The sequence below is a fragment of the Mesorhizobium sp. LSJC280B00 genome (assembly GCF_000502835.1).
Taxonomy (GTDB): domain Bacteria; phylum Pseudomonadota; class Alphaproteobacteria; order Rhizobiales; family Rhizobiaceae; genus Mesorhizobium.
Genome location: NZ_AYVL01000043.1, coordinates 1 through 24,662, shown reverse-complemented (window position 1 = coordinate 24,662; position 24,662 = coordinate 1). Strand labels below are relative to the sequence as shown.

Annotated in this window: 22 protein-coding genes and 1 pseudogene; 11 read left to right on the top strand and 12 right to left on the bottom strand. The window is 61.3% G+C overall.

The window, feature by feature from the left end:
• The 6 genes and pseudogenes from X773_RS70765 to X773_RS75645 all read right to left on the bottom strand — a co-directional run.
• Positions 1-603 (bottom strand): ROK family protein (locus X773_RS70765; RefSeq protein ID WP_023680305.1); only part of this gene is annotated, 603 nt, incomplete at its 3' end.
• Positions 603-1,325: a D-allulose-6-phosphate 3-epimerase gene (locus tag X773_RS70760; protein ID WP_023680304.1), complete on the bottom strand. Its 723-nt coding sequence runs from the start codon at positions 1,323-1,325 to the stop codon at positions 603-605. The genes X773_RS70760 and X773_RS70765, both read right to left, overlap by 1 nt.
• Positions 1,322-2,155: an alpha/beta fold hydrolase gene (locus tag X773_RS70755; RefSeq protein WP_023680303.1), complete on the bottom strand. Its 834-nt coding sequence runs from the start codon at positions 2,153-2,155 to the stop codon at positions 1,322-1,324. Before X773_RS70755 ends, X773_RS70760 begins: the two co-directional genes overlap by 4 nt.
• Positions 2,155-2,973: a sugar phosphate isomerase/epimerase gene (locus X773_RS70750; RefSeq protein ID WP_023680302.1), complete on the bottom strand. Its 819-nt coding sequence runs from the start codon at positions 2,971-2,973 to the stop codon at positions 2,155-2,157. The genes X773_RS70755 and X773_RS70750 overlap by 1 nt, the downstream gene beginning before the upstream one ends.
• Positions 2,973-4,049, bottom strand: a complete 1,077-nt coding sequence (locus tag X773_RS0139850) for a Gfo/Idh/MocA family oxidoreductase (RefSeq protein WP_031213036.1) — start codon at positions 4,047-4,049, stop codon at positions 2,973-2,975. The genes X773_RS70750 and X773_RS0139850 overlap by 1 nt, the downstream gene beginning before the upstream one ends.
• Before the next feature lie 10 nt (positions 4,050-4,059).
• Positions 4,060-4,841 (bottom strand): annotated as a pseudogene (locus tag X773_RS75645) (sugar phosphate isomerase/epimerase).
• A 493-nt stretch (positions 4,842-5,334) separates the two neighbouring features.
• Here X773_RS75645 and X773_RS70740 point away from each other — a divergent pair.
• Both X773_RS70740 and X773_RS70735 read left to right on the top strand, forming a co-directional pair.
• Positions 5,335-6,483, top strand: a complete 1,149-nt coding sequence (locus X773_RS70740; protein ID WP_023680299.1) for a Gfo/Idh/MocA family oxidoreductase — start codon at positions 5,335-5,337, stop codon at positions 6,481-6,483.
• 16 nt (positions 6,484-6,499) lie between these two features.
• A complete protein-coding gene (locus X773_RS70735; RefSeq protein WP_023680298.1) occupies positions 6,500-7,342 on the top strand; it encodes an alpha/beta hydrolase in 843 nt (280 codons plus the stop codon).
• A gap of 111 nt (positions 7,343-7,453) precedes the next feature.
• Here X773_RS70735 and X773_RS70730 read toward each other — a convergent pair whose 3' ends face one another.
• On the bottom strand, positions 7,454-8,455 hold the full coding sequence (locus tag X773_RS70730; RefSeq protein ID WP_023680296.1) for a LacI family DNA-binding transcriptional regulator: 1,002 nt from the start codon (positions 8,453-8,455) through the stop codon (positions 7,454-7,456).
• 509 nt (positions 8,456-8,964) lie between these two features.
• Complete coding sequence (locus X773_RS70725) at positions 8,965-9,726, bottom strand: DeoR/GlpR family DNA-binding transcription regulator (RefSeq protein ID WP_023680295.1); 762 nt, start codon at positions 9,724-9,726, stop codon at positions 8,965-8,967.
• Positions 9,727-9,956: 230 nt separating this feature from the next.
• Between X773_RS70725 and X773_RS70720 the strand changes: the two genes are divergently transcribed.
• The 7 genes from X773_RS70720 (at position 9,957) to X773_RS70685 (ending at position 17,426) form a co-directional block, all read left to right on the top strand.
• Positions 9,957-10,757 carry a class I fructose-bisphosphate aldolase gene (locus X773_RS70720; protein WP_031213035.1) on the top strand — a complete coding sequence of 267 codons (801 nt, stop codon included), beginning with the start codon at positions 9,957-9,959 and terminating at the stop codon, positions 10,755-10,757.
• A 3-nt stretch (positions 10,758-10,760) separates the two neighbouring features.
• A complete protein-coding gene (locus tag X773_RS70715; RefSeq protein ID WP_023680293.1) occupies positions 10,761-11,699 on the top strand; it encodes a PfkB family carbohydrate kinase in 939 nt (312 codons plus the stop codon).
• 148 nt (positions 11,700-11,847) lie between these two features.
• Positions 11,848-12,993, top strand: coding sequence for a sn-glycerol-3-phosphate ABC transporter ATP-binding protein UgpC (gene ugpC, locus X773_RS70710; RefSeq protein ID WP_031213033.1), 1,146 nt, complete (start codon positions 11,848-11,850; stop codon positions 12,991-12,993).
• Positions 12,994-13,619: 626 nt separating this feature from the next.
• Positions 13,620-14,873, top strand: coding sequence for a sugar ABC transporter substrate-binding protein (locus X773_RS70705; RefSeq protein ID WP_023680291.1), 1,254 nt, complete (start codon positions 13,620-13,622; stop codon positions 14,871-14,873).
• Between the two features lie 98 nt (positions 14,874-14,971).
• The gene (locus tag X773_RS70700; protein ID WP_023680290.1) at positions 14,972-15,910 is read left to right on the top strand and encodes a sugar ABC transporter permease; all 939 of its coding nucleotides are present in this window, start codon (positions 14,972-14,974) and stop codon (positions 15,908-15,910) included.
• 6 nt (positions 15,911-15,916) lie between these two features.
• Positions 15,917-16,762, top strand: a complete 846-nt coding sequence (locus X773_RS70695) for a carbohydrate ABC transporter permease (protein ID WP_023680289.1) — start codon at positions 15,917-15,919, stop codon at positions 16,760-16,762.
• A 457-nt stretch (positions 16,763-17,219) separates the two neighbouring features.
• Positions 17,220-17,426, top strand: a complete 207-nt coding sequence (locus tag X773_RS70685; RefSeq protein ID WP_023680287.1) for a hypothetical protein — start codon at positions 17,220-17,222, stop codon at positions 17,424-17,426.
• A gap of 79 nt (positions 17,427-17,505) precedes the next feature.
• Here the strand turns inward: X773_RS70685 and X773_RS70680 are convergent, their stop codons facing one another.
• From X773_RS70680 to X773_RS70665, 4 genes are all read right to left on the bottom strand, one after another.
• Entirely contained in the window at positions 17,506-18,261 is a 756-nt protein-coding gene (locus tag X773_RS70680) for an ATP-binding cassette domain-containing protein (RefSeq protein ID WP_023680286.1), read from the bottom strand.
• Positions 18,254-19,315 (bottom strand): ribose ABC transporter, encoded by a 1,062-nt coding sequence (locus X773_RS70675; RefSeq protein ID WP_023680285.1) that lies wholly within the window; start codon positions 19,313-19,315, stop codon positions 18,254-18,256. The genes X773_RS70680 and X773_RS70675 overlap by 8 nt, the downstream gene beginning before the upstream one ends.
• A gap of 120 nt (positions 19,316-19,435) precedes the next feature.
• Positions 19,436-20,413, bottom strand: a complete 978-nt coding sequence (locus X773_RS70670; protein ID WP_023680284.1) for an ABC transporter substrate-binding protein — start codon at positions 20,411-20,413, stop codon at positions 19,436-19,438.
• Between the two features lie 492 nt (positions 20,414-20,905).
• The gene (locus tag X773_RS70665; RefSeq protein ID WP_023680283.1) at positions 20,906-21,811 is read right to left on the bottom strand and encodes a sugar-binding domain-containing protein; all 906 of its coding nucleotides are present in this window, start codon (positions 21,809-21,811) and stop codon (positions 20,906-20,908) included.
• A 282-nt stretch (positions 21,812-22,093) separates the two neighbouring features.
• Here X773_RS70665 and X773_RS70660 point away from each other — a divergent pair, with 282 nt between their 5' ends.
• The gene (locus X773_RS70660) at positions 22,094-22,999 is read left to right on the top strand and encodes a tagatose-bisphosphate aldolase (RefSeq protein ID WP_031213032.1); all 906 of its coding nucleotides are present in this window, start codon (positions 22,094-22,096) and stop codon (positions 22,997-22,999) included.
• A 36-nt stretch (positions 23,000-23,035) separates the two neighbouring features.
• Positions 23,036-24,511: an ROK family protein gene (locus tag X773_RS70655; RefSeq protein WP_031213031.1), complete on the top strand. Its 1,476-nt coding sequence runs from the start codon at positions 23,036-23,038 to the stop codon at positions 24,509-24,511.
• Positions 24,512-24,662 lie beyond the last annotated feature (151 nt).

Below are 24,662 nucleotides of genomic sequence, written 5' to 3'. Positions count from 1 at the left end.
CGGCGCCGTCAGCGCCGTGGCGCGCCGCCCGAGCGCGGTTCCGGAGGCGACCGCCTCGAAGCAGCCGACGGCGCCGCAGAAGCAGCGGTCTCCTTCGCCGGTGATGGTCATGTGGCCGATCTCGGCCGCCAGCCCGCGCCGGCCATGATAGACGTGACCCTCGGCAACGACGCCACCGCCAATGCCAGTCGACACGGTGACGAACACCATCGACCCGGCGCCACGCCCGGCGCCGAAGCGCCATTCGCCGAGTGCTGCGGCATTGGCGTCGTTCTCCAGCCGCACCGGCAGACCGAAATACTTGCCGAGAATGTCGATCAAGGGCACATCGTGCCAGCCAGCCAGTGTCGGCGGTGCGATCACGATCCCGGCCTTGGGGTCGAGCGGCCCCGGTGCGCCGACGCCGATGCCGGCAACCTTGGCCTGTGGGTGCTGTGTCAGAAGGTCCCCGGCCAGCGCGATGATCTGGCCGATCACCGCTTCCGATCCCGCGATCGCCATCGTCGGGGCCGAAACATGGGCGATCACGTGGCCGCCGCTCTCGACCAGCGCGCCGCGCAGCTCCGTTCCGCCGAGATCGAAGGCAAGCGCAACCTTTGTCATCAGGCGGCAATCTCCAGCCCATGCAGCCAGGCCATGCGCTGCGCAAGGTCGGGGTCGCCGAATGCCAGCGATCCGAGCACCACGGTTTCGGCGCCGGCGGCGCGCAGGCGGGGCACCGTTTCGTGGCGGATGCCGCCATCGGCAGCCAAGATGATTTCGTTCTCTCGACCTGCTTTTCGCATCAGCGCCCGTGCCTCGATCAGGCGCGGGCCGGCCTGGTCGGACAGGCTCTGGCCCTTGACGCCGATGGATGTGCCGAGAAGCGTCACGAAAGCCACTTGCGACAGGAAAGGTTTGACCGCGGCCACCGGTGTTTCCAGTCTCAGCACCACCCCGGCCTCGACGCCGAGTGCACGCGCCAGCCGCGCGGCGCGTAGGCCGGCCTCGCCGTTTTCCGCATGGACGCTGACAAGATCGGCGCCGGCCTCGATGAATTGGCGCGTCTGCTCCTCGACGATCTCCGCTTCAACCATCAAATGCACATGGATCGGCTTTGCCGTCAGCATGGCAATCCGCGCCACCAGGTCCGGAAAGAACAGGAAGCCGGGGGTGAAGCGGGCGTCCGCGACGTCGATGTGGTGGAGGTCGACAAACGGATCTATGCGCTTCAGGTCGCGCTCCATATTGGCGAGGTCGGCCGACCACAGCGAAAACTCGCCGAGCAGCCGGTTGCGCGGAAGGGCGGCGATGGCAGCGGGGCCGGACAGGGATTTGGTCGTCATAACGGGACAAGGCTCCGGATGTTGAAGTGAGCGCGAAGGAAGGTCGTGATCTCAGCCTGCAGCTCGGCGAAATGCCTGACGCTGTCGAGCGCCTTGGGAGAGATTTCCGCAAAGGTTGCGCCGGGGATCGCCGTGGCAAGCGTTCGCGCAGCCGGCAGCGGATGCACCGCATCCATGGCGTTGCCAATGACCAGCGTGGGGACGCCAAGGGCAGCGGCGTTGCTTTCAGAAACGCCCGGTCCGTCGGCGGCGATGTCGGCGAGGACCTGCGCGAATGGCGCGGCGTCCGGCCGGTCGAAATAGCCGAATAATGAGGCGAGATTGTCGGGCGCGTGGCGCTGCAGGCGCTCGGCGGTCTCCGATTGCGCGAAGATCGTCCTGGCCTTGTCGGGGCCGTGGTCGAGGATGAGGCCGGCGACCTCGGCGATCGGCCGCAGGTTCACCGGCGCGCTGTCGAAAATCCAGGCCGGGCGTACAAGCAGCAGACCCGCGATGCGGTCCGGGTGGCGACAGGCAAGGCGCAAGGCAATGGCGGCGCCCATGGAAACGCCGCCGGCGACGAAACGGTCGAGACCGGCTTGATCGGCGGCGGCAACAACATCGTCCGCGAACATGCTCAGGGAAAACGGACGGCGGCTGCCCAGTCCGGAGGCGCCGTGCCCGCGGCATTCCAGCGTGATGCGCCGCAAGTCGGCACCGGCCGGGAAAGCCTGGGCGATTTGCGCCTCGCCGCCGCCCAGCCCATGCTGGAAGACGACGGCAAGCCCGTTGCCATTATCAGAAATCCGAAGCGTGGCGTCGTCGCGAAGCAGAGCGGCCAGGCGCGCCATCAGGTCAGCCCCATCAGGAAGCGAGCAACCCCTGGTGCCTCTTCGGCCGAGAGGCCATGCGTGACCAGCGGCCCGTCAAAGCCTGATGACTTCAGCCTGGCGACGAAATCCGGGAAATCGACGACGCCCCTGCCGGCGGTGGCAAAGCGCCCGTCGGCGAAGCGGTCCTTGGCATGCGCCATGGCAACGTGGCCGGCAGTGCGTTCGACGGCGGCGGCCACGATGGCGCTTGCTTCCTCGGGGCTCGCCTGTTCGAACAGGTTGGCCGGATCGAGCACGACGCGCAACCGCTTCGAGCCCATCTCGGCGATGAGGCGCATCGCATCCTGCGCCGAGGTTACGATGTTGGCCTGTTCGGGCTCGATGCCGAGATCGACGCCATGACGCTCGGCGAGTTGAAGCGCCTTTTCGATCTCGGCTGCCATGTCGTCCCATGCCTCACGGTCGGCGTTGTCGGGGTGATACGCCCACTGATCGTCCGCGTTGCGCGTTCCCGTGCACAGGGTGACGAGCGGAACAGCAAGGGACGCCGCGGCCTTGATGACCACGCCAAGCCGGCGCATGCCGTCGTCGCGCACCGCTTTGTCCGAATGGGCCATATTGTAAGTGCCCGACAGCGCCACCAGGGCGACGCCGGAGGCACCGGATGCTGCCGCGATGGCGCTGATGGCACCGTCAGGTACCGCATCCGGCATCGACGGCAGGCCGGCGCAGGCAAGATTGAACTGGGTGACGGCAAATCCCGCGTCGCGCACCGCCGCCAGCACGCCGGCCGGCTCGCTGCCCGGGAAGGTCCTGGCGAACACCCCGACCTGCATCAGACCGCTCCCGTGACGGCAGCGATCTCGACGCGCAGCCCGCTCTCCACCGATTGGGCGATCGCCACCATGGCGCGGATCGAGGCGAGGCCGTCCTCGACATCGGCGCCGCGCAGCGGCGCGCCGTCGAGGACCGTGTTGGCGAGGCCTTCGAGTTGCCGCCTGAAGAAATGGCCATCGGCGCCAAGCGGCTTTCGCGCCGTCGCATCCTTCTCGTGAAAGATGTCGACCTCGCTCGCTCGGAAATACCAGGGATTGAAGGTCTTTGCGATCACGGAGCCGTTCTCGCCATAGAGTTGAAAGCCTTCGTGCCAGTCCATGCGGACGGCGACGGTGAGGTCGAGATGGCCGAGCGCGCCATTGGCGAATTCAGTTTCGACGAACCAGCAATAGGCGCCGAAACGCTCATTGAGGCGGGCGCGCACCGCGACAATCTCGCCGCAGAGGAAGCGTGCTGTATCGACAAGGTGCGAGCCGTGCGCGAGCATGAAATACTGCCTGAGGTCGGCCTTCGGATTGCCGGCCGGCTTCTTTGCCAGCTTGCTGGTGACGGGCAGCGGCTGGACCGCGTCGGTGTTGGTGTAGCGATGCGTGGAATCGCAATACCAGGCCTTCAGCGCCAGGATTTCGCCCATCTCGTCGCGGACGAAATCGCGCGCCGCTTCCAGTGCCGGGTCGAAGCGCTTCATATGTCCGACCTGCAGCACCTTGCCGGAGCGCTTAACCGCATCGGCGAGCGTCTCACCTTCCTCGACCGAGACGCCGATCGGCTTCTCGCACAGCACGTGCTTGCCGGCCTCGAGCGCCTTGATCGACATCGCAACGTGATAGGCGTCCGAGGTCGCAACGATCACCGCTTCCAGCTCAGGGTCGGCGAGCATCTCATCGTAGTCGCCATACATTTTTTCGGGCTCATAAGTCGCGCCCATGCGCGCCAGCAGGTCGGGAGCGGCATCGCAGATCGCATAGAGGTCGGCATTCCTGGCTTTCACGCAGGATTCCAGATGGGCAAATTGCGCGATCGGCCCGCAGCCGAGCACACCGACACGTAGGCGACGGTCTTGCTTGCGGATCATGGTCTCTTCCTCAGGCGCCGTAGCCGCGCATCGTCTGGCGGTTGGTCTTGACCGCGGCCGCCGGATCGGCGGNTCGGCGGCCGCGGTCTCGGATTCCTCTTCCAGCACCAGCCAGCCATTGAAGCGTGGCGCTGCACTGGCGATGTCGATCACCGCCGCGGTATCGCAGACGCCCTTGCCGAGCATCGCCCATGTGCCGCTGGCATCGACATCCTTCAGGTGCACGTAGCGGATGCGGTCGCGATAGGTGGTGAGCGTATCGGCCATGTTCCGATGGCCACGCAAGATGTGGCCGGTATCCGGCACCCAGCCGACGAGCGACGGATCGACCAGCCCAAAGATCCGGTCGTAGTCGGCGCGATCGAAGAGCAGCGTGTTGTGGTGCGAACTCGGATGCACCGCGACCTGGACGCCCGCCTTGCGCCCTAGCTCCCCCGCCTTGTTGTAGACCTCCGCGGCGATGGCAAATTTGTCGTCGCGCGGGCCGTCGGAGACGACTGTCGCCGAGCCCATCGACACCAGCGTGTCCGGAAAGGCAGCAGCGAAGTCGATCCATCGCTTCGCGGTCTCGAGGTCGTTGCCGATCTTCTCCTTGAGCGTGAAGCCGCTCTTGGAACCGAAGGCGAAGGAGACGAGCGTCAGGCCTGACGCCTTGAGCGCGGTCGCGAACTCCGCCGGCTTGTCGGCATATCGGCCGATCATCGTGTCGGTGATCTCGATGCCGGCATAGCCGCCATCGGCGATCGCCTTCAAGAGATCGTCCGGGCCGCCGGCAAAGCCCTCTCCGAGCATTTCCCAGGTAAAGGTCTGGCAACCGACTTTCAGGTCTTTCACTATCGTCCTTTCATTCCTTGATGCCGCCCCGCGTTAGCCTTGCGGTCCTGCCGTTCGTTGAAGGCCTTTATTAGGTCGCCAAAGGTTTCCTTGCCGAAGAAGGCGCTGGCAAGCTGATTTCGGAACGTGATTGCGCCCGCGCCGGTCGAATGCCGAGACCCGTGTCGAGCGCTGCGGCGCCCAGCATGCCGGCGCCGATGAGAAATTGCCGGCGATCGGCGATGGTGACGTGACCCACAGGCTTCGTAGCGGCGGTCGGCCGTTTTTCATGTCAGTCATTTCCTCCCCTGAAGGCTGGGGCCTCCAATGTTGCGCCAGCATTTTTCGCATGTTCTGCAAAAATTTTACGCGCGTCAATATTTAAAGTGCTGTATAGCGGGCTGTGATTGCGGCTCGCCACCGATTCAGCAGGCCCGCCGAAGTGTCATCGCGTTGGGAGGCAGACTCGAAAATGCAAGCAAAACCACAGATTAAGCTCGGTATCGGCATTGTCGGATGCGGCAACATCTCGATGACTTATCTGCGCAACGCGGCGCTCTTCGGCGGCCTCGAGTTGCGTGCATGCGCCGACATTTCCACCGAACTGGCGGCGCTGCGCGGCAGCGAATACGGCATCCGGGCAGTCAGCGTCGACACGCTTCTAGCCGATCCGGACATCGACCTTGTCCTCAACCTGACCGTCCCGGCGGCGCATTTCGACATCTCGTTTTCGGCGCTTTCGGCGGGCAAGCATGTTTTCACCGAAAAGCCGCTGTCAACCTCAGCTAGCCAGGGCCGCCGGCTTGTCGCCGAGGCGGCGAAGCGCAATCTGCTCCTAGGCTCGGCCCCCGACACTTTTCTCGGCGCAGCCGGACGGCGGGCGCGCCGCCTGATGGACGAGGGCGCGATCGGCCGCGCCGTCACCGGCACCGCCTTCATGATGGGGCGCGGCATGGAGCACTGGCATCCCAATCCGCAATTTTACTATCAGCCGGGCGCCGGCCCAATCTTCGACATGGGCCCCTATTACCTGACCATGCTGGTCAACCTGCTTGGGCCGGTGGCACGCGTGATGGCGATGGCGACTCGGGGACAGGAAGTGCGCCTTATCACTGCCGAAGGTCCCTACAGGAACACCAGTTTCAAGGTCGGCACGCCGACCAACATCCTATCGCTGCTGGAGTTCCGATCGGGCGCCACCGTCACCTTCGGAGCCTCCTGGGATGTCTTCAGACACTCCAATCACCCTATCGAACTGCACGGCACGGAAGGCTCACTGCGCCTGCCCGATCCTGACACGTTCGGCGGCACCGTATCGCTTTCGGAACGCGGCGCCGACTGGGCCGACTTCCATAGCGAGAGCGAGCTCTACGGGGGGCGCAACTGGCCTTACGCCGCGCCCGACCGCGCCAACTACCGCATGCTTGGCGTCGCCGATCTGTCGCATGCGCTGACGACGGGCAGAAAACCCCGCGCCTCCGGCGATCTCGCTTTGCATGTGCTGGAGATCATGGAGGCGATCCTCGCTTCGGGAGAAAGCCGCGAGTCCGTCGCCGTCAACGGGGCGGTCGACCAGCCGCCGCTTCTTGGCGAGGACGAGGCGACGAGCCTGCTTGTCTGAGGCGTAGGATCAGTCGATGGCTACGTTGCTTTCATCATTTCTCGATCCGGAAGCCCGGCATGTGCTCGACCTCGGCCGACAGGCTCCTGCGCGGCCGTTCGACGCCGGCACGCCTGAAGAGGCGCGGCGCGCCTATGAGGAGAGCTTTCCCACACTGCAGGGTGAACGCGAGCCGGTCGCCTCACTGAACGAACGCTTCATCGACGGGCCTAGCGGCCCGTTGACGCTCAGGATCTATCACGGGCGACGGGCGGCCTTGGCCAGTGCCCCAGCGTTGCTTTATCTGCATGGCGGCGGCTGGGTGATCGGCAATCTCGATTCCCATGACGAGATCTGCCGCTGGTTTGCCAACATGGCGGCCTGTGTGGTCGTCTGTCCCGACTATCGGCTGGCGCCGGAACACAAATTCCCGGCCGCCATCGAGGATTGTCGCGCAGCATTTGCCTTCATGCAAAGTGCGGCCGACGATCTCGGCATCGACGCGGAGCGGATCGCTGTCGCCGGCGACAGCGCCGGTGGCAATCTCGCTGCGGTGCTGTGCCTGATGGTGCGTGGGAGCAAGAATCCGCCGACCGTGCAATTGCTGTTCTATCCGAACACGGATGCCTCGCAGACAGCGGACAGCTATCGCCGTTTTGCTGAGGGCTATGGTCTCACCGCGGCAACGATGGCCTGGTTCCGCGACCACTATGTCAACCATGCCGGGGATATCGACGACTGGCGCGTGTCGCCGCTGAAGGTCGCCAGCCTGCCGGCGCAGCACCAGCCTTTGTCGCGATCGCCGGTCACGACATTCTCGTTGACGAGGGTGAGGCTTACGCAAAGCGTCTGCAAGATGACGGCGTGCCTGTCGTGCTGAGGCGCTGGCCTGGCCAGATCCACGGCTTTGTCTCGATGGGCCGCCATGGTCCGGCCTCGCGGCAAGCCGTCGGCGCGGCGGTTGCCGCGTGGCGCGGCTTCGATGGAAAGCTCAGGCCGATTGACGCATAACCAGCGTCGCGTCGAGATTGACCTTAGCGGCAACCTCAGCTCCATCCTCGTTCAGCAGGGCCAGCAGCGTCTCGACGCTATATCCCGCCATGGCGGCGAAGTCCTGCGCCATGGTGGTGAGGCCTGGACATGTGTAGCGGCTCAGCGGGTGATCGTCATGAGCTGCGACACGCAGGTCGCAGTCGGCCTTGCGACCGACCTTGAGGCCTTGCGCGTAGGCGGCCGCCATCACGCCGAAGGCGAGACGGTCGTTGTTGCACAGAATGGTCTTGCCCGACATGCCGCCATTGCCGAGCATTTTTTCCATTTGCTCGTAGCCGATCCGTTCGAAATCCCATGTGTACTCGTCGGTGTTGCCGATGACGACAGGCTCATGCCCGAGCCGCTTCATAGAAGCGATATAGCTTTTCAGTCGTTCTGGCGAGTTGTGGTTGACGTGCGGGATATCGAAATAGACCGGGGCGTCGCCGGACCGGCACAGATACTCGACGATGGTCGAGACGCTCTGGGCATTGTTGTTGCCGACGAACGGCGTTCCGCCTTCGAGATAGGTGTCGAAATAGACCACCGGTATGGCCTGCGTCAGCTTCTCCAGCGTGCGGTGGTCCGAGCGCAGGCCGAGCGGCGCGATGAGTGCACCGGAGACCTTCAGCGACAGGATGGTTCGCGTTGCCTCCACTTCGAGCTCGCGCGAGCCGTGCGAGGAGATCACGATCGGCCAGTAGCCTTCGTCGCGCAGCCTTAGTTCGATGCGGCTGACCATCTCCGAATAAAAGGGGTCGGCCACTGTCGGCACCATGATGCCGATGCTGCGGGTCCGCTTGCGGTTCAGGTTGCGTGCAAACAGATTGGGCTGGTAGTCGGACGAGCGCAGCGCCTCTTCGATACGCTGCCGTGTCGCTGGCTTGACGCTGGTCGGATCGTCGAAATATTTCGACAGCGTCGGCCTGGAGACGCCGCAAGAGCGGGCAAAATCATCCATCGTCTTGTGCGTCGTCGGCAATTCAAACGCCTCGCGTTCTGGACATCCAATCACTGGGTTGCCCTAGCGCTGCCCCAGGGTACCCGCATACGCTGCCGTGCAACGGCAAGGCAAAATTTTACAGAGAGCTTCAGCAGTTTCAACGCGTATCGCTGAATTTTTTCACGCGTAAATTTATTAGTTGACGCGAAAAGTACAAGCCATATTGACTCCGAATATCGGTTGCCGCCAGGCAGAATTGCACGCGACTGAGAGGGGTCGTTCGAGTCGGGCCCTGGGGAGAAACGCCGGGAGGTTCCGCGAGGTGAAGAAGCTGGTCTCAGCCGGCGAGATCGAGCTTCGGCGATTGACGCAGCGTCGGCACCGAGATGCTGAGGGCAGCAACAGCGCGCTTTCCAGTCTAGCGCGATATGAAGATCCTTAATGTGCTAAATTTGTCTTCGTACTCCGAAACGTCGGTTGCCAATGGGACACGCTGCCAATTCTGGGCACCACAATCCGGAAGGCACCTACACATAGCGCACTTCGACTCCCAGCTTGTCCAATCGACTGCGAATCCCATAGGGCATAGCGGTGTCGGTGATGATCAGATCGACACGTGACAACGAAAATGCCTTAGATGAGGCGCCAATATCCCATTTGCTTGAATCCGCCACAAGGATCACGCGCCTGGCCATACGAACCAGATTGCGTTTTGTGCGCGCAATGTCTTCTGAGACATCGACGACATCGAATGACTGATCGATCGCATGCGCGCTGAGGAACGCTTGGTGGGCCACAAGCCCGCCCACAGCCCTATCAAAATCCGACACGATCGTGCTGACCGTCGAGGGATAGACCCGACCGCCTATCATATGCACGTCCAGCCCAGGGCGATACATCAGATGCTGTGCAATGTTCATCGCGGTTGTGGCTACTACCACATTGTTGACCGGGGGCATCTGCATTGCGACCTGCAGCAACGTCGAGCCGCTGTCGAACACCACGGACTGGTTGTCTATGATCTGGCGCGCCGCCATCTGCGCGATACGCCGTTTGGCATCGAAATTGCGAGACATCCGCTCTTCGAAGGCCGCCGCGGGCGAATCAGCGGGCAAGGCGATCGCACCGCCATGCGTTTTGATCAACTGCTTTTTTGCATCCAGAATTTCCAGGTCGGACCTGATGGTCACCTCGGAGACGCCGAAGTTTTCCGCCAGTTGGCTGGTACGCGCCTGGCCGGTCCGCTGAAGCGCGAGCATGATCTGATGTCGCCGTTGTTCCGCAAGCATGTGTAACCCCGAATTGCTGTTTGGATAACTGCACGCCAACCTTTCGAAAATCGAATAGGAAACCGGCCTGCGTTTGAGAATTCGAGGGATACCGCCTCACCGCAGCGAATGCTAGCCGTTGCAGTTGCAACCTATATCGAAACGAAAGAAATCGAAATATTGAATATTGTTTTGCTTTCGAGTTAGGGTCCTCAACGTCAGATCAACAATTGCGAAGGGACTGCACTGATATGGGCCTTGGAACTAAAATTCGCTTGTCGCGGCTGTTCTCGCATCGATCTGGGAACCTGTTCGGTGGTGCCGTCGACCATTTCGTAGGGTACGGCAACGTCCGCGAGGGAGGCCTTGCGGATCTGCCCGGCGCGCTCAAGCGGGTGATGGCCGGAGAGCCAGATTACATCAGCATCCAGCCTGGTGCGGCGCGTCATTTGTGGCCGGCTTACGCCGGCAAGGCAGCGCTGGTCATTCAGGCGGGATGCTTTACGCCCGACGATCGGATCAGTCAGTTGATCGCGACGCCCGAAGATGCAGTGCGCTATGGTGCCGATGCGCTGGCGGTCGCCATTCCGGTGCGGGGCGATACCGAGGGTCACTACATTCGTTGGCTTACCGATACGGTCAACGCGGCTGCTCGTTTCGAAATGCCGGTCGTTGCACATGTTTATCCCCGCGACTATTCAAACGGCTGCAATATCGTCTTCACCCCCGACGAAATCGCCTACGCAGTGCGGATTGGTTTTGAGACCGGTGTTGACGTGATCAAGGTCGGATACACCGGGGACTTCGACTCATTCAAGGAAACCGTGGCAACTTGCCCGGTTCCCATCGTTATCGCCGGCGGTCCGAAGACCGAGGATCTTCTGGGCGCTCTCACCCAGACATCTGAAGCCCTGCGCGCCGGTGCGAAGGGTGCCGTCGTGGGGCGCAATCTGTGGGGGCACGGTGACACCACGATGGCAGCGCGTGCATTCAAGTGCGTCATTCACGATGGGATGGCGCCGCAAGACGCTTTGGCGGCTGCGGGCACGTGAGCTGTGACCGGCAATCTGCAGGTTTTGGGCTTCGGAGCCTTGGCGATTGACGACATCATCTATGTCGACAGCCCGCTGGGTGCTGGCAAAGGGAAGGTGACAAATCGCACGAAGGACCACGGCGGCAATGTGGCGACGGCACTCGTTGCTGTCGCCAAGCTGGGGGGGCGTGCCGGTTTCATCGGCTGGCTGAGTGATCAGCCACTTACGGATGTCGGCGCCCACGAGCTTGAACGACACGGCGTCGACATATCTTTCGCGCCACGTCGTTCCGATGCCAAGCCGATCCGGTCGGTTATTACGGTCGCGCCCGATGGTGACAGGTTCATCGCCTATGATGATGATGTGCCGCACGGCACCTCCGATGCGCTGGCCGATAGCGTCCTTGCGCAAGCCCAGGTGCTGCTGATCGACGGTTACGCCACGCACGCCGACATGATCGTTGCTCGTGCCCGTAAGCTGGGTCTGGCGGTGGTGGCCGATATTGAGTGGACTGTCGGACCTGCGACCGAACGATTGATCCGCCTGTCAAATCACCTCGTATTGCCTCTGAAATTTGCCCAAACCTATACTGGCGAGGCCAAGGCGACAGCGATCCTGCGCAAGCTGTGGTCAGATGACCGCTCCGCGGTCGTGTTAACCGAAGGCGATCGAGGAGCCTATATCCGGCAAAAGGACGATGTCGTTTTGTGGCACGTTCCGGCCTACAAGGTCAGGGCAGTGGACACGACCGGCGCGGGGGATTGTTTTCATGGCGCCTATGCCTTCGCCCTTACGCAGGGAAAGCAGCCTGTCGCCTGCGCTGTTTATGCAACTGCCGCGGCCGCGATCTCAGTGACGGGCCGGGGTGGCCGCATGGCTCTGCCGGATCACAACGCCTGTGTCGCGTGGATGGCGAAAGAAAATGCACCTGTGCCCATACCGATTACGTCGCCAGACTGAGAATTCATCACTCGGATATTGCCGCTGCTGGTGGGACGTCCGAGGCGCGCGGTTAACCGCGCAGATAGCAATGCCGGTTCGATCTGCAGTCGCGCCGCGCGGAGGCTATTCGATGTTTAGGTAGCGCTGACAATAGGGAGGATGTGACGTGGCTGTTGTTGTGTTGGACAAAATTTGCAAGACCTACGGGACGAAATTCCAAGCCATCAAGGATCTTAGCCTGACGATAAACGACGGCGAGTTCCTCATTCTCGTTGGCCCTTCGGGATGCGGAAAATCGACAGCCTTGCGCATGATCGCGGGGCTGGAGGAGATCAGCAGCGGAACCCTGACCATTGGTGGAGAGAATGTTGAGGACTTGGCGCCGAAGGACCGGGATATTGCGATGGTCTTTCAGAACTATGCCCTTTATCCGCATATGACAGTGTTCGACAACATAGGCTTTTCGATGAAGCTTGCGGGGAAGAGCAAGGCCGAGCGCACGAAGCGCGTCCATGAAATAGCAAAGACCCTGCAGCTGCACACGCTGCTCGACAGTAAGCCGGCCGCGCTGTCTGGCGGACAACGCCAGAGGGTCGCCATGGGGCGCGCGATGGTGCGCGAACCGGCAGCCTTTCTCATGGATGAACCCTTGTCAAACCTCGATGCCAAGCTGCGCGTGCAAATGCGCGCGGAAATTGTCAGCCTGCAAAGACAGCTGGGGGTGACCACGATTTATGTAACACACGATCAGACCGAAGCCTTGACCATGGGCGACCGGGTTGCGGTCTTGAAAGGCGGTGTCCTTCAGCAGGTCGACACGCCAAAGACGCTGTATCATCGACCAGTCAATGCCTTCGTCGCGGGTTTCATCGGCTCGCCGTCGATGAACCTGTTCGAAGGCCGTTTGCACAATGGCAGGATCAACCTGCCGACCTTTTCGATACCGGTGCCGACGAGTGCGTTTGAGCGCTCTCCTGGTCTGAGCGCCTTCGAAGGCAAGACGCTCATTTTCGGCATACGCCCCGAGGATCTTTACGACAGCAGTCTGGAATCGGGATCGCGACATGCCACTCTACCGGCCATCGTGAAGACGACAGAGGAATTGGGATCCGAGCTTATCGTTCATTTGAAGGTCGACGCGGTTCGAATCGATTCTGGCGACCCAGATGCTGTTGAAGATCTAAGCGGCGCAGCAAACGCCGTAGCGAGGTTTGAAGCCGTCAGCGCGGTCCGGCCGGGCGCGTTGATTGATCTGGCGATCGATGCGGCCAAGTTGCACTTCTTCGATCCCCAGACGCACCTCACAATCTAGCGTGGTCCGCGATGGTTGACCCGGCTAAAGGGACGGAGGCGCAAATGTCGCTTCCGTCTTCTGGTCCATTTGCGTAGGTGACGGTAGACGCTGGCTTCGCTCTCCTGGGCAATCCGACCAGTTCTCGCTCGCCCATCACAGCTCGGGCCGTCTTCGTTGGCAATTGGTGAGACTTTGCTCGACATCGGTTCAGCGCGCGACAGCCGATTTTTCCACCGGAGGTGGAGATCGTCTTGTGCCCGGCGGCACCCTGTCATCGACAACCAAAACGATCGCCTGAACGCCTCTGAATTGCGACGTCTACGCGAGCGCGCGACCCCACCGAATGGCGTTTTTTCTCTTCGAATATACGACTTTCATTTGTTTTCTTTTTAGGGGAGTGGCTTTCATTTGTTTACGAAAATAGAGAAAGAAAGCGGCACAAGCAATGTGCACAAGGGAAAAACTACCCCCAGAGAACTTAAGAAAACCATATACCAATCAATGGCTTACATTCAGTCATAACGTCCCGGCATCCTACCCATTTTTCACGATTGCAGTTCTTGATTGACACAAAGACCCGGAAAAGAACCTAGTTTGATCGCGATCGGGAGGATCGAGCCAAACGTCGCTCCTAGGAGGAAAACATGAACGTCAGAAGATATATTGCTGCGGCCACGTCCGCTGTGGCTGTCTGGGCACTGTCTGCTACCTGCGCCTTTGCTGAGACCAATCTCGAATTCATCCAATGGTGGGAGCCGGAAATGCCCGCCGGTGCTCTGCGTAGCATCATGGACGACTTCGAAGCCAAAAACCCTGGTATCAAGGTGACGCTCGTCAGCGGTCCCTATTCCGCCACCCATGATCAGATCGTAGTCGGCGCCGCGTCGGGGACGCTCAGCGACGTCGTCGGCCTGGACGGAGCATGGGTCAATGGCCTTGCAAAGCAGGGCGCAATCGCTTCCATGGACAGCCTGATGGCTGACGCCAAATATGATCAGAGCCAGATCGCTGACATCATCAAGGTCAACGGCCAAAGCGTCATGTTCCCGCTCGCCTCGTTCGTATACCCGGTCTTCGTCAACCTCGATCTGGCCAAGGCTGCTGGTGTCGACAAGATGCCGGCCAACCGCACAGAATTCGCCGCTGCCGCGAAGAAGATGACCAATGCGGACAAGAACGAGTACGGGTGGGTGCTGCCGCTATCGCTGCAAAACCCCGGCGGCATCCAGAACGACGTGATGTCTTGGGTCTGGGCTTCCGGAGCATCGATGCTCAAGGACGGCAAGCCTGACGTGGAAAATGAGGCCGTGGTCGGTACACTCGAATACGTCAAGTCGCTACAGGACGCCGGCGTCATATCGCCAGGCATCTTTGCCAAGAAGGAACAGGACAAGGTCGAAGAGTTCGTCAACGGCCGTGTCGGAATGATGATCGACTCGCTGGCTCATATCAATCTTATCCGCCAGCGTAACCCCAATCTCAAGTTCGGTATCTCTGCGCTTCCTGCGGTCGACGGCTATACGGGTAAGCGCGGACTGCCCTATGCCTCTTGGGGCATCGGCATTAGCAACAGCACCGAGCATAAGGCAGAAGCCTGGAAGCTTGTTGAATATCTGATGAGCCCGGAAGTGAACGGCCGCCTGGTATCGCTCGCAAATGCCTTTCCGGGCAACGTGCAAGCGAAGCCTGACTTCTCGAAATCGGACCCGCTGTTCGAGGAAGCCTTCAAGATCTTCCAAAGCGGTCACTTGGCCAATGAATTCGTGGGCTTGCCGGTGGCCGAAGACCTGATGCGCGACATGAACGTCGAAGTGCAAAAGATGTTCGACGGCCAGCAAACCGCAAAGGAGGCCGCTGCCAACACGCAAAAGCAGTGGTTGGTTGACTTCGCCAAGTAGGCGCCGCTTCAGACAATTCGGCAGCGCGATAAGATCTATCGCGCTGCCGCTGCATCGGAACCGGACCATACGGTCGATGACCAAGCGGATTGTACCTCATGAGCCTCGCCAACGAAGGTTTGATCGTCGCGCGAACGAAAATGCGCAAGCGTGGCATGCTTTCTTACAAGACGAGAAAGCGGCTCACTCCGCTGTTTTATGTGGCACCCGCCACGTTTTTGTTTTGTCTACTAATGCTGTTTCCCATGATCACGGTCCTGCGCTATTCGCTGATGGACGGCGCAATCATGAAAAAGGACGCTGCTTTCATAGGGTTGCAGAACTACGAGACGATCTTCACAGATCCAGTCTTCTGGCAGTCGGTCGGGCAGACCCTCTATTTCACGGTGATGAGCGTCATTTTCCACCTTCTAATCGGCCTGGCCTTCGCCCTGTTGCTGAACACCCAACGCGTCCATCCGATGATTAGAAGCATCCTGCGTGTTCTCTACATATTGCCCTGGCTCTTTACGGCAGTGATCATCGCAATCATCTGGCGGCTGCTTTTGGATCCCAATGGCGTGGTCAACAGCATTCTGATGACGCTCCATATCGTCAACTCCAAGGTCGAGTGGTTCTCCTCGACGAAAACCGCGATCCATGCGTTGACGTTTGCGAACATCTGGGCGGGATACCCCCTATATATGGTCAGCTTGCTCGCCGGTCTCCAGGGCATCCCCAAGGACCTTTACGAAGCCGCCGGCATCGATGGCGCCAATGAGTTCCAAAAGTTTCGGTACATTACGATCCCGCAGCTGATGCCAATCATCATCAGCATCGCCCTGCTGGATTTTATCTGGACGATGCAAGTCTTCCCCCTGGTCTGGATGACGACGGGCGGTGGACCGATCCATTCGACCGAGGTGCTGAGCACGTATACCTATAAGCTTGCGTTTTCGAGTTACGAATTTTCACAGGCTTCGGCGAGCGCGATCTTCATCTTGATCATCTCGATGGGCGCGACTTACTTCTACATCAAACACCAGAAGGCCAGGTGACCGGCAATGGCAAAGCGCTCCTTCAAAAGCACCGTTTTGCCGACCGTACTGACATATCTCGGGCTCGCGGCCGGTCTGGTCTTTGCAGGCTTTCCAATCCTGTGGATGTTTTTCACTTCGTTGAAATCGAACACCGAGATCTTTGCCCTGCCGCCGAAACTGCTGCCCGACCATTTCACGAACGTAGCCTATCTTTCGATCTTCAATGATCCGACCAAGGTGCGCTTCTTTCTCAACAGCTACCTGGTCGCGGGAGTGGTAACCCTTCTGACGTTGCTGATTGCCATTCTGACGGCCTATGGCTTCAGCCGCTATTCATTCCGGCTTAAGAATACCCTTAACGTCTTCATCATCAGCACACAGACCGTACCGCCGATCACGCTTCTGATCCCCTATTTCGGCATGGTCGTCGCCTTCGGCATTTTCAACACCTATTTCGCGCTGATTCTAACCTACATGGTATTCACCCTGCCTTACGCAATCCTTCTGATGACCGGCTATCTCAATACCCTGCCAAAGGAACTCGATGAGGCAGTGCTGGTCGATGGGGGGTCAAGTTGGACAGCGCTGTGGCGTGTGATTATCCCTCTTTCAGTCCCCGGCGTCGTCGCGACCGCGGTCTATACGTTTCTGTTGGCGTGGAACGAGTTCCTTTTTGCGCTCACTTTGACGAAGTCGACGGACATGCGGACCGTTCCGATCGGTATCGAGTTGCTTATGGGCCAACATGCGTTCGAATGGAACGAGATGATGGCGATGAGCGTGCTGGGATCACTCCCGCTTCTGATCCTGTATCTGATTGCACAACGTTACTTCCTCGCGGGCCTGGCCGCCGGGTCGGTGAAGAGCTGAGCAAACTGACTGCCAGTTCGCTGTTCGCTGCTGAACACATCAACCCATTCCGGCCCCGAAAGTCCGGTCTTTGACAGCGCCAGCGCTATGCCAAATCCTACACGTCGAGGGTCGTGCAGGCCGAAGGCGGCGACAGGACGCCGTTGCACAGCCCGATCGCGCTCGACATCTCTCCCGCGGTTGCCACCTGTTTCGCCCGGATGGCCCGGCGCTGACGCCGCTGCCTGAGTGGCGCACTCGGAAGTTGAATCCGACTGCTGACCAAGCCGGCTTCTAGCCTGGCCTCGGCATCCCCTGCCTTGTGGATTTCGCCATCTGATGCCGCGATAGCTCGACACCGGTTTGCTGCAATGCAGCACATCGAAACCCGCGGCACACCATTTTCAAACTTGACGCGTGTCAAATTTTTCTCAAACATGCGGAAACGCTGACAAGGCATCGATCAGCGCGGCTGGAAGTGACGAAAGCCGGCGTCGGCGGTCCTGTGACGCGGACATACGGGCCGCTCTATGGCGATGCCTTCTCCAATGAGCTCGAAAGCTTCCATCGCCACATCATGGACGGCACCAAACCTCTGACCGATCTCGCGGACTCTCGTCGCGACTTGGCGCTGATGGCGGAGATCATTGATCGCATGAAACAGACTACGGGGATTATGCGCTGAAGCTGCCCTTTTAGGGTAGATCCTACGAGGAGATTGCATTGGCTCCCGGCTGGCGGGTCTACGCTTTCCGGCTCGCGGTCTATCCGCCAACCATCAGCTTGACGACTTCGTCATGGTTGGTTTCCGATATCTTGCGCTCGCCGGCCTGGACGCCGCGCCGCAGCACGATGATGCGGTCGGACACGGCGAAAATATCCAGCAAATTGTGCGAGATGAAGATTACGCCCCTGCCTTGGGCCTTGAGTTGGTGGATGAGCGAAATGACCTTGCGCTGTTCGGGCACGCCGAGGGCCGCGGTCGGTTCGTCCATGATCAGGATCTGCGCGTCCCAATAGACGGCCCGGCCGATGGCAACAGCCTGCCGTTGACCGCCGGAGAAATTGCTGACCGGGGCATCGAGCCGGCTGACATGGAAGTCCAATCGCCCCATGGTCTTCTTGGCGGCGACGGCCATGGCCTTGCGATCGAGCACCGGCAAGAAACCGAAGGCCTTGCGCATGGGTTCACGGCCAAGGAAGATATTGGCGCCGATGGACAAATTGTCGGCGAGAGCGAGATCCTGATAGATGGTTTCGATGCCTTTTTCGCGCGCCTCATGCGGCGTCGCAAATGTCACCGGCTGACCCCTCAGCAGAATTTCACCGCCCGTCGGCTGAAAGACGCCCGATATCGCCTTGATCAGCGTGGTCTTGCCGGCGCCGTTGTCGCCCGCCAGGGCCACCACTTCGCCCGGCCGCACGACCATGGAGAAATCGTTGAGCGCCCGGACGGCGCCGAAGTGCTTGGAAAGATTCCGGACTTCCAGGAGGGGGGTGGTCTGGCCTGGGCTATTCATCCTGACGGGCTCCACTGAACCGGCGCTGCGCCTGGTCGATGAGAACGGAAATGATGATGACGACGCCGACGGCGATGAACTGCCAGAACGGCTCGACATTGACGAAAACCAGCCCGTACTGAATGACCGCGATCACCAGCGCACCGGCGACCGTCCCGAAGATCGTGCCCGATCCACCGAACAGGCTGGCGCCGCCGATCACGACGGCTGCGACGCTGTCGAGCAGCAACGGCTCGCCGGCCTGGGCCGCGCCCGCGGTGAAGCGCGCTGCATAGAGGGCGCCACCGAGGCCTGCGCACATCGCCGAAAGCACATAGAGGCGCAGGATATGGCCTCTGATGTCGATGCCGGCACGACGAGCCGCCTGCACATTGGCGCCGATGGCGTAGTTATGCTGGCCGAACCGGGTCTGGCTCAGGATGTAGTGCATCGCGACGACGAAAACGGCTGCAATGATGACGAGATAAGGCACACCGTAGAACCTGCCGTTGCCGAGCAGCGCGAACCAGGAATTCTGGACCGGTACCGTCGTGCCGCCGGCGAGCAGGAAAGCAGCGCCGCGCGCCACGCCAAACATGCCAAGCGTGCCGATGAAGGGCGGAATTCTGAGGCGCGAGATCAGCAAGCCGTTGATCATGCCAGGGACTCCCGCGACGATCACGGCCGCCAGAATGCCCACCATCATGGCCAGAGGCACCGGCATGGCGGCGCCAGCCAGATTCGTGGCATGGGCCGCAACAACAGCAGCAAGGCCCATGATGAAGCCCAGCGAGAGGTCGATGCCTCCCGAAATGATGACGAATGTCTGTCCGGTCGCAAGCAGCAACGGCGCCACGGCAAATATCGCAATGGATTGCACGTTGAACGGATTGAGCACGAAGGTCGCGCCGAAGGAGGCCCTCGACCAAACCTCGAAACAGATGATCAGGCCGGCGAGAAACAGCCAGGCGCGCCCTTCGGCGATGCGTCCGAGCCAGGTCCTGGCCGGATCACCATGGTCGGCCTGAGGGGCGACATGGGTTTCGCTCTGCTCGGTTGGTGATGTTGAAGTCATTGACACATCCGATCCGCAGCGCGGCCTCCGTCAACAGGGTCCCAGAGACCCGGCGCTGGTCTCCTCCCGGCAAGCCGGAAGGGGACCAAGCTGGTTGGAATCATTCGGAATAGAGGTACCTCATTCGGAATAGAGGTACTTCGAGATGTTCGGGCCCGCGATGTTTGACTTGTCCATGATCGTAAAGCCGGTGCCGATCGCAACCGGGATCGACTGGCCGGTCAGGTGGGCATAGGCAGAAACGACACCAAAATAGCCGATCTCGGCCGGATGCTGGGCAATCGCAACGTCCACCAAGCCGGTGTTGATGTTGTCGACGATGCTGACCGGTGCGTCGAACGCGACGACCTTGATGGTCCCGCTTTGCCCTGCCTGCTTGACGCCGTTCGCCGCGCCGATCGCCGAGAACAGATTTGCACCGAACACACCAACGAGATCGGAGTTGCGCGCGAACGTCGCTTGGAGCTGCGAGGCAGCCTTGTTGGCGTCGTCGTCGTTGAACTGCGTCTCGAGCACGGTGATGTCCGGATGCTTCGCCATCTCCTTCTTGAAGCCCTCTTCACGCTGATCGGTGGTCGAAATGCCGGGCTTAACGTTGGAAACATAGACCTTGCCTTTGCCGCCTATGGCCTTGACCAATGCCCGCGCGGCGATCTCGCCGCCCAGAATGTTGTCCGAAGCAATATAGGACAGCGGGAAATCCGCCTCACCGGCACCGGTCTGGTAGACGCCGCTGCCGATGAAAGTGTCGACGGTGATCACCGGGATGCCGGCATCATTGGCCTTGCGGAGCGGCTCGACCAATTGAACCTTGTCGGTTGGCGCGATCAGGATCGCGTCTGGCTTCTTGGCGATGACCGCGTCAAGCACGGGGACTTGCGTTACCGGATTGAAATCCGAAGCGCCCTGGAACACCAGGGTCACGCCAAGGGCATCGGCCGCCGCCTGAGCGCCTTTGCGCATGGTGATGTAGAAGCCGTCGGTGGTAAGGCCCGGAACGAGAGCAATGGTGAACTTCTTGTCCTGCGCCAAAGCGGGCGTGATCAGCGCCGTTGCGCAGATGGCGAGAGCCGCCAGGGCGGCAACAATCTTCTTCATAACATCCTCCTCATAATGTTGGCAGATTTGCCGTTGCGATTGATATCGGGAATGGCCGTCAATCTGTTCAGGCTACGAATCGTAAATGCGCTGACGGCCGGAAAACGGGTTTCGCCTGCTTGCTGTTACGGGCAGCTCCTCCCAGGCGCCCAGTCATTAGATCAGCCAGTCGAAACCGACCAGCCCTGCTGCCCGCAGTCCCGTTTCCTCGCATCCGCAAGGTCCAGAGAACTGCGCCGCTCGGCGCGCATGCGCGCCTAGCGGCAGGTTGTAACACTTTGCTGAAAGAAATTGCAACCGGTACTTCCCTGGCCGGAACGCTTTTCAAACCGGACAACATCTGTCTGCTCCGCAGGGCCCGCACGGCTATTGCCCCCAAGTCCCTGACGAGACAACAGGTGATTTCGGGGCCCCAGGCTCCCGGACCGCGTGGCGTCGATCGGTTCAGGATTGATCAGGCGCGCCGATGTCGCGCATCATGGTGTCCGCCTTCTATCGAGGCACGAGAGCCACGAGGATGGCTTGCGCCGTTTTCGTGTCCGTTATCAGGGCATTGATGAGTCTCGCGCGGACGGCACCGATGATGGCCGTCGCCTTCTCCGGCGAGGCGGCAACGCCGATGACCAAGGGGACGGTTCGAAGCTGGGCCGGCGACATTGCGATCATCCGGCCCTCCCCTTCCCACGGGATAAGGGTGCCTTCGGCGTCGAAGTAATGGCGGATGACGTCTCCAGCCGCATGAAACAGGGCCTGTTCGCTCAGTGTGGCCGCGCTCGCCTCGGGCGGATTGATGGCATGGGGCAGGCCGATGCCGACGATCGCAACGTCGGTCCGGTCCCAAAGCGCGACGCTGTCGCGGATGGCCGCATCGCCAAGGAAGACCTGACGCAATTCGGTGGACGGCAGATAGGGCGCATGGATGAAATGCGGCGTCCCGCCGAACTCTTCGGCGGCCAGCCGTACAAACTCGTTGATCTGGAAATGCGCCGCCTGCTGCTGCATGCCGCCGGTGGCAGCGACGGTAAGGACCCCGGGAATGCGCGGCAGGCCTGCCCGGATCACCTCGCGGATGGCTCGCCCCCAGCCGACGGCAACCACCGAGCCGGCCGTCAGTTCCGCTTGCTTGAGCAAGGCGCCGAGCGGTGCGGCGAGCGCCGTCAGCGCTCCGGCTGCCGGCGTTTCGACAACCGCGGCGTCGCGCAGCCCCAACCCGTCAATCAACTGCCTGGTGATGTCCTCGGGCGTCACAAGATCGAGAACCTCGATCCGCACGATGCCCTCTGCTCTCGCCCGCTGCAGCAAACGCGATATGGTGGCGGTGGAGACACCGAGCCGGCGCGCAATGTCGACCTGCGACATCTCCGCCTCGTAGTGCATTTTGGCGACCGTATGCAGCATCGTCCGCGATGCGGCCGCATCTTGTGTGGGAGGGACAGACAGCTTGCAATTCCTTTCAGCAATGTGTTACAGACCCATCAACCGATGGGAGTTATCGCGCAAATCCGGCAGACTCGCAACTTGGGTTCGTTTCCACCGAACGTTGCTGCCAAGCCAGATTTCTCGGTTCGATAGCGCATCAAAGCGGCAAACCTTCCTGCCGGCAGGCAGGTAAAAACTGAACATTTCTTGTTCCACGGATCTGCGCCCTGGTGAATGGGCGCCAACATCGGACAAAAGACCATGACAAAGATGACGACGGCGGAGTTACGCGGCTATCAGCAGATATGCGGCAAGGACGGGGCCATGATGGCCATCGCCTGTGACCAGCGCGGCGGCATGCGGACCTTGCTGGCGTCGGACCCTGCCGAACAGGCCAAAATCACCAACGACATGCTCGGCGACACCAAGGAGGACATCACGCGATACCTCGCCAGTCAGGCATCCTGCGTGCTGCTCGACCCGCTCTGCGCGGTGCCGCGGGTTGTCGATGAAGGGGTGCTGAACCGGGATACGGCTCTGCTCATCGGCCTCGATGCCTCGGGCTTCGACGTCTCGCCCGCCGGCTACCGGCTGTCGCGCCTCGTTCCCGACATCGACGCGCGCCGCGTCCGCGAACTCGGTGGCACCGGCGGCAAGATCATGGTCTATCTCAGGGCCGACAGACCGGAGGCGAACGAGTATAACGTCGCCATTCTGCGCCAGTGCATCGCCGACTTCGGGCAAGAGGACCTGCTGCTCATCGTCGAATTCCTGACCTATCAACTCGAAGGCGAAAGCCTTGAAGACTATACGGCCAAGATCCCCTGGCTTGTCGAAGAGGGCACTCGGATTTCGCTGGAATGCGGGGCAAAGGTGCTCAAGCTTCCTTATCCCGGAACGCCGGAAGCCTGCGCCAGGATCAGCAGCATGGCTGGCGAGGTGCCATGGGCGGTCCTCTCCGCCGGCGTCAACCACGCAACGTTCCTGGGCCAGGTCGAGATCGCGATGAAGAACGGCGCGTCAGGCGTGATCGCCGGCCGGTCGCTGTGGAAGGACTGCATCTCGCTGGACCGTGACATTCAGCGGGAAAGGCTTAAGACCATCGCAGTGTCGAGATTGCACGAGCTTCAGGCCGTGATCGGAAACTACCGGCAGAAAGCCGCTTAGTCATTCGCCGTTCACACCGGGCACACACGGGACGTCATGCCTCATAGTTCGATGGCCATCGGGATCGATATCGGCGGCACCAATCTGCGCGCCGCCCGCATTTCCGGCACAGGCGAAATCCTTGACCGCATGTCCGAAAAGAGCGCGCCGGACCCGGCGCTCATGCTCTCCCGGATCGCCGAGATGGTGCGCCGGCTCGATTCTCCGGAGGTTGCCGCCATCGGCATCGGCGTCCCGGGACGCGTCGATGCGCGGCGTCGCGCCGTCTTGTCCGGAGGCTATGTCAACCTCGCCTCGGTCTCCCCGGCGCAACGGCTGGAAAACCTGGCGGGCAAGCCCGTCGTGATCGACAATGATTGCAACATGGCACTGGTCGCCGAGATGGCTCGAGGCGCCGCCATGGGTCACGAAAACATCGTCATGTTCACCATCGGGACCGGCATTGGTGGTGCCGTGGCTCAAGACCGGCAGATCGTCCGCGGCAAGGGGACGGCGGGGCAGCTCGGCCATATCACTGTCGACATATCAGGCGAAGCCTGCGTCTGCGGCCGGCGCGGCTGCGTTGAAACCACCAGCTCCGGTACAGCACTTGGCCGTCACATCTCACGCGCAGGCCTCGGTCCGGATATCTCGGTCGATCAGCTTTTCGCCCGGGATGCGAGCGGCGACACGCCGGTGCGCGGGATACTGGAAGCCTGGGCCAGACCGTTGCGTGCGGCAATCGATACAGCGGTGGCGATGTTCGCCCCCGATCTGGTGCTGCTCGGCGGCGGACTTGGCCAGGCGGCCCATCAGGCGCTTGCCAAGGCTCCGGCCTTGGCTCCCTGGTACCAATGCCCTGTTGAACCGGCGCAACTCGGCGACGACGCCGGCGTCATCGGCGCCGGTCTGCAAGCGCTGGCAGGGCAGGCGGCGGTTACGGCCTCGCCGGTGACCTCGCCATCCGCTGGACTCAACCCGGGCCGGCGTGCCGTGCCCGGCCAGCGCGCCGTGCTCGTCAACGGCATCCCCGCCAGCGGCAAAAGCACGGTCTCGCGCGGTATCGCCGACCGCCTAGGGTGGCCATTGCTTACGCTCGATACCATTAAGAACCCGTTCCTCGAAGTGCTCGGCGGCGGCGATCGTGAATTCAACCGCTCGCTCGGTCGCGCCAGTGATGAAGCCATCTGGTCGGTCGTCGGCGAAGCTCCCGCGGGCACAACAGTTGTCGTCGATGCCTGGTTCGGCTTCCAGCCGCGCCAGGTGCTCGAGGATCACCTGCGAAGGGCTGGTGTCGAGCGGACCGCCGAAATCTGGTGTCATGCACCCGGCGAGGTTCTTGCCGAGCGCTATCGCGCACGGCTCGACCAGCGTCCCGCTGGCCACCCCGGGGCGGCCTATGTCCCCGAGCTGATCGAGCTGGCCAAGCGCGCCGAGCCGCTGCGGCGTGGACCGCTCTTTGATGTCGATACGACAAAACCAATCGCTTTCGATGCCATCACGCAATGGCTGCGGGCGACGATTGACACATAGGCAGGCGAAGCTTGCGCGCCTGAAATGATGATCCGCGCGCGACTTATCCGCGGCGTGATTCACTCGTGCTCTTGATTTTGATGCCGGGAGCGGAAGCTCGCGCTGGATCGAGGTGACATGGATGACCACGCCCGAGCCTTGCTCCATCATC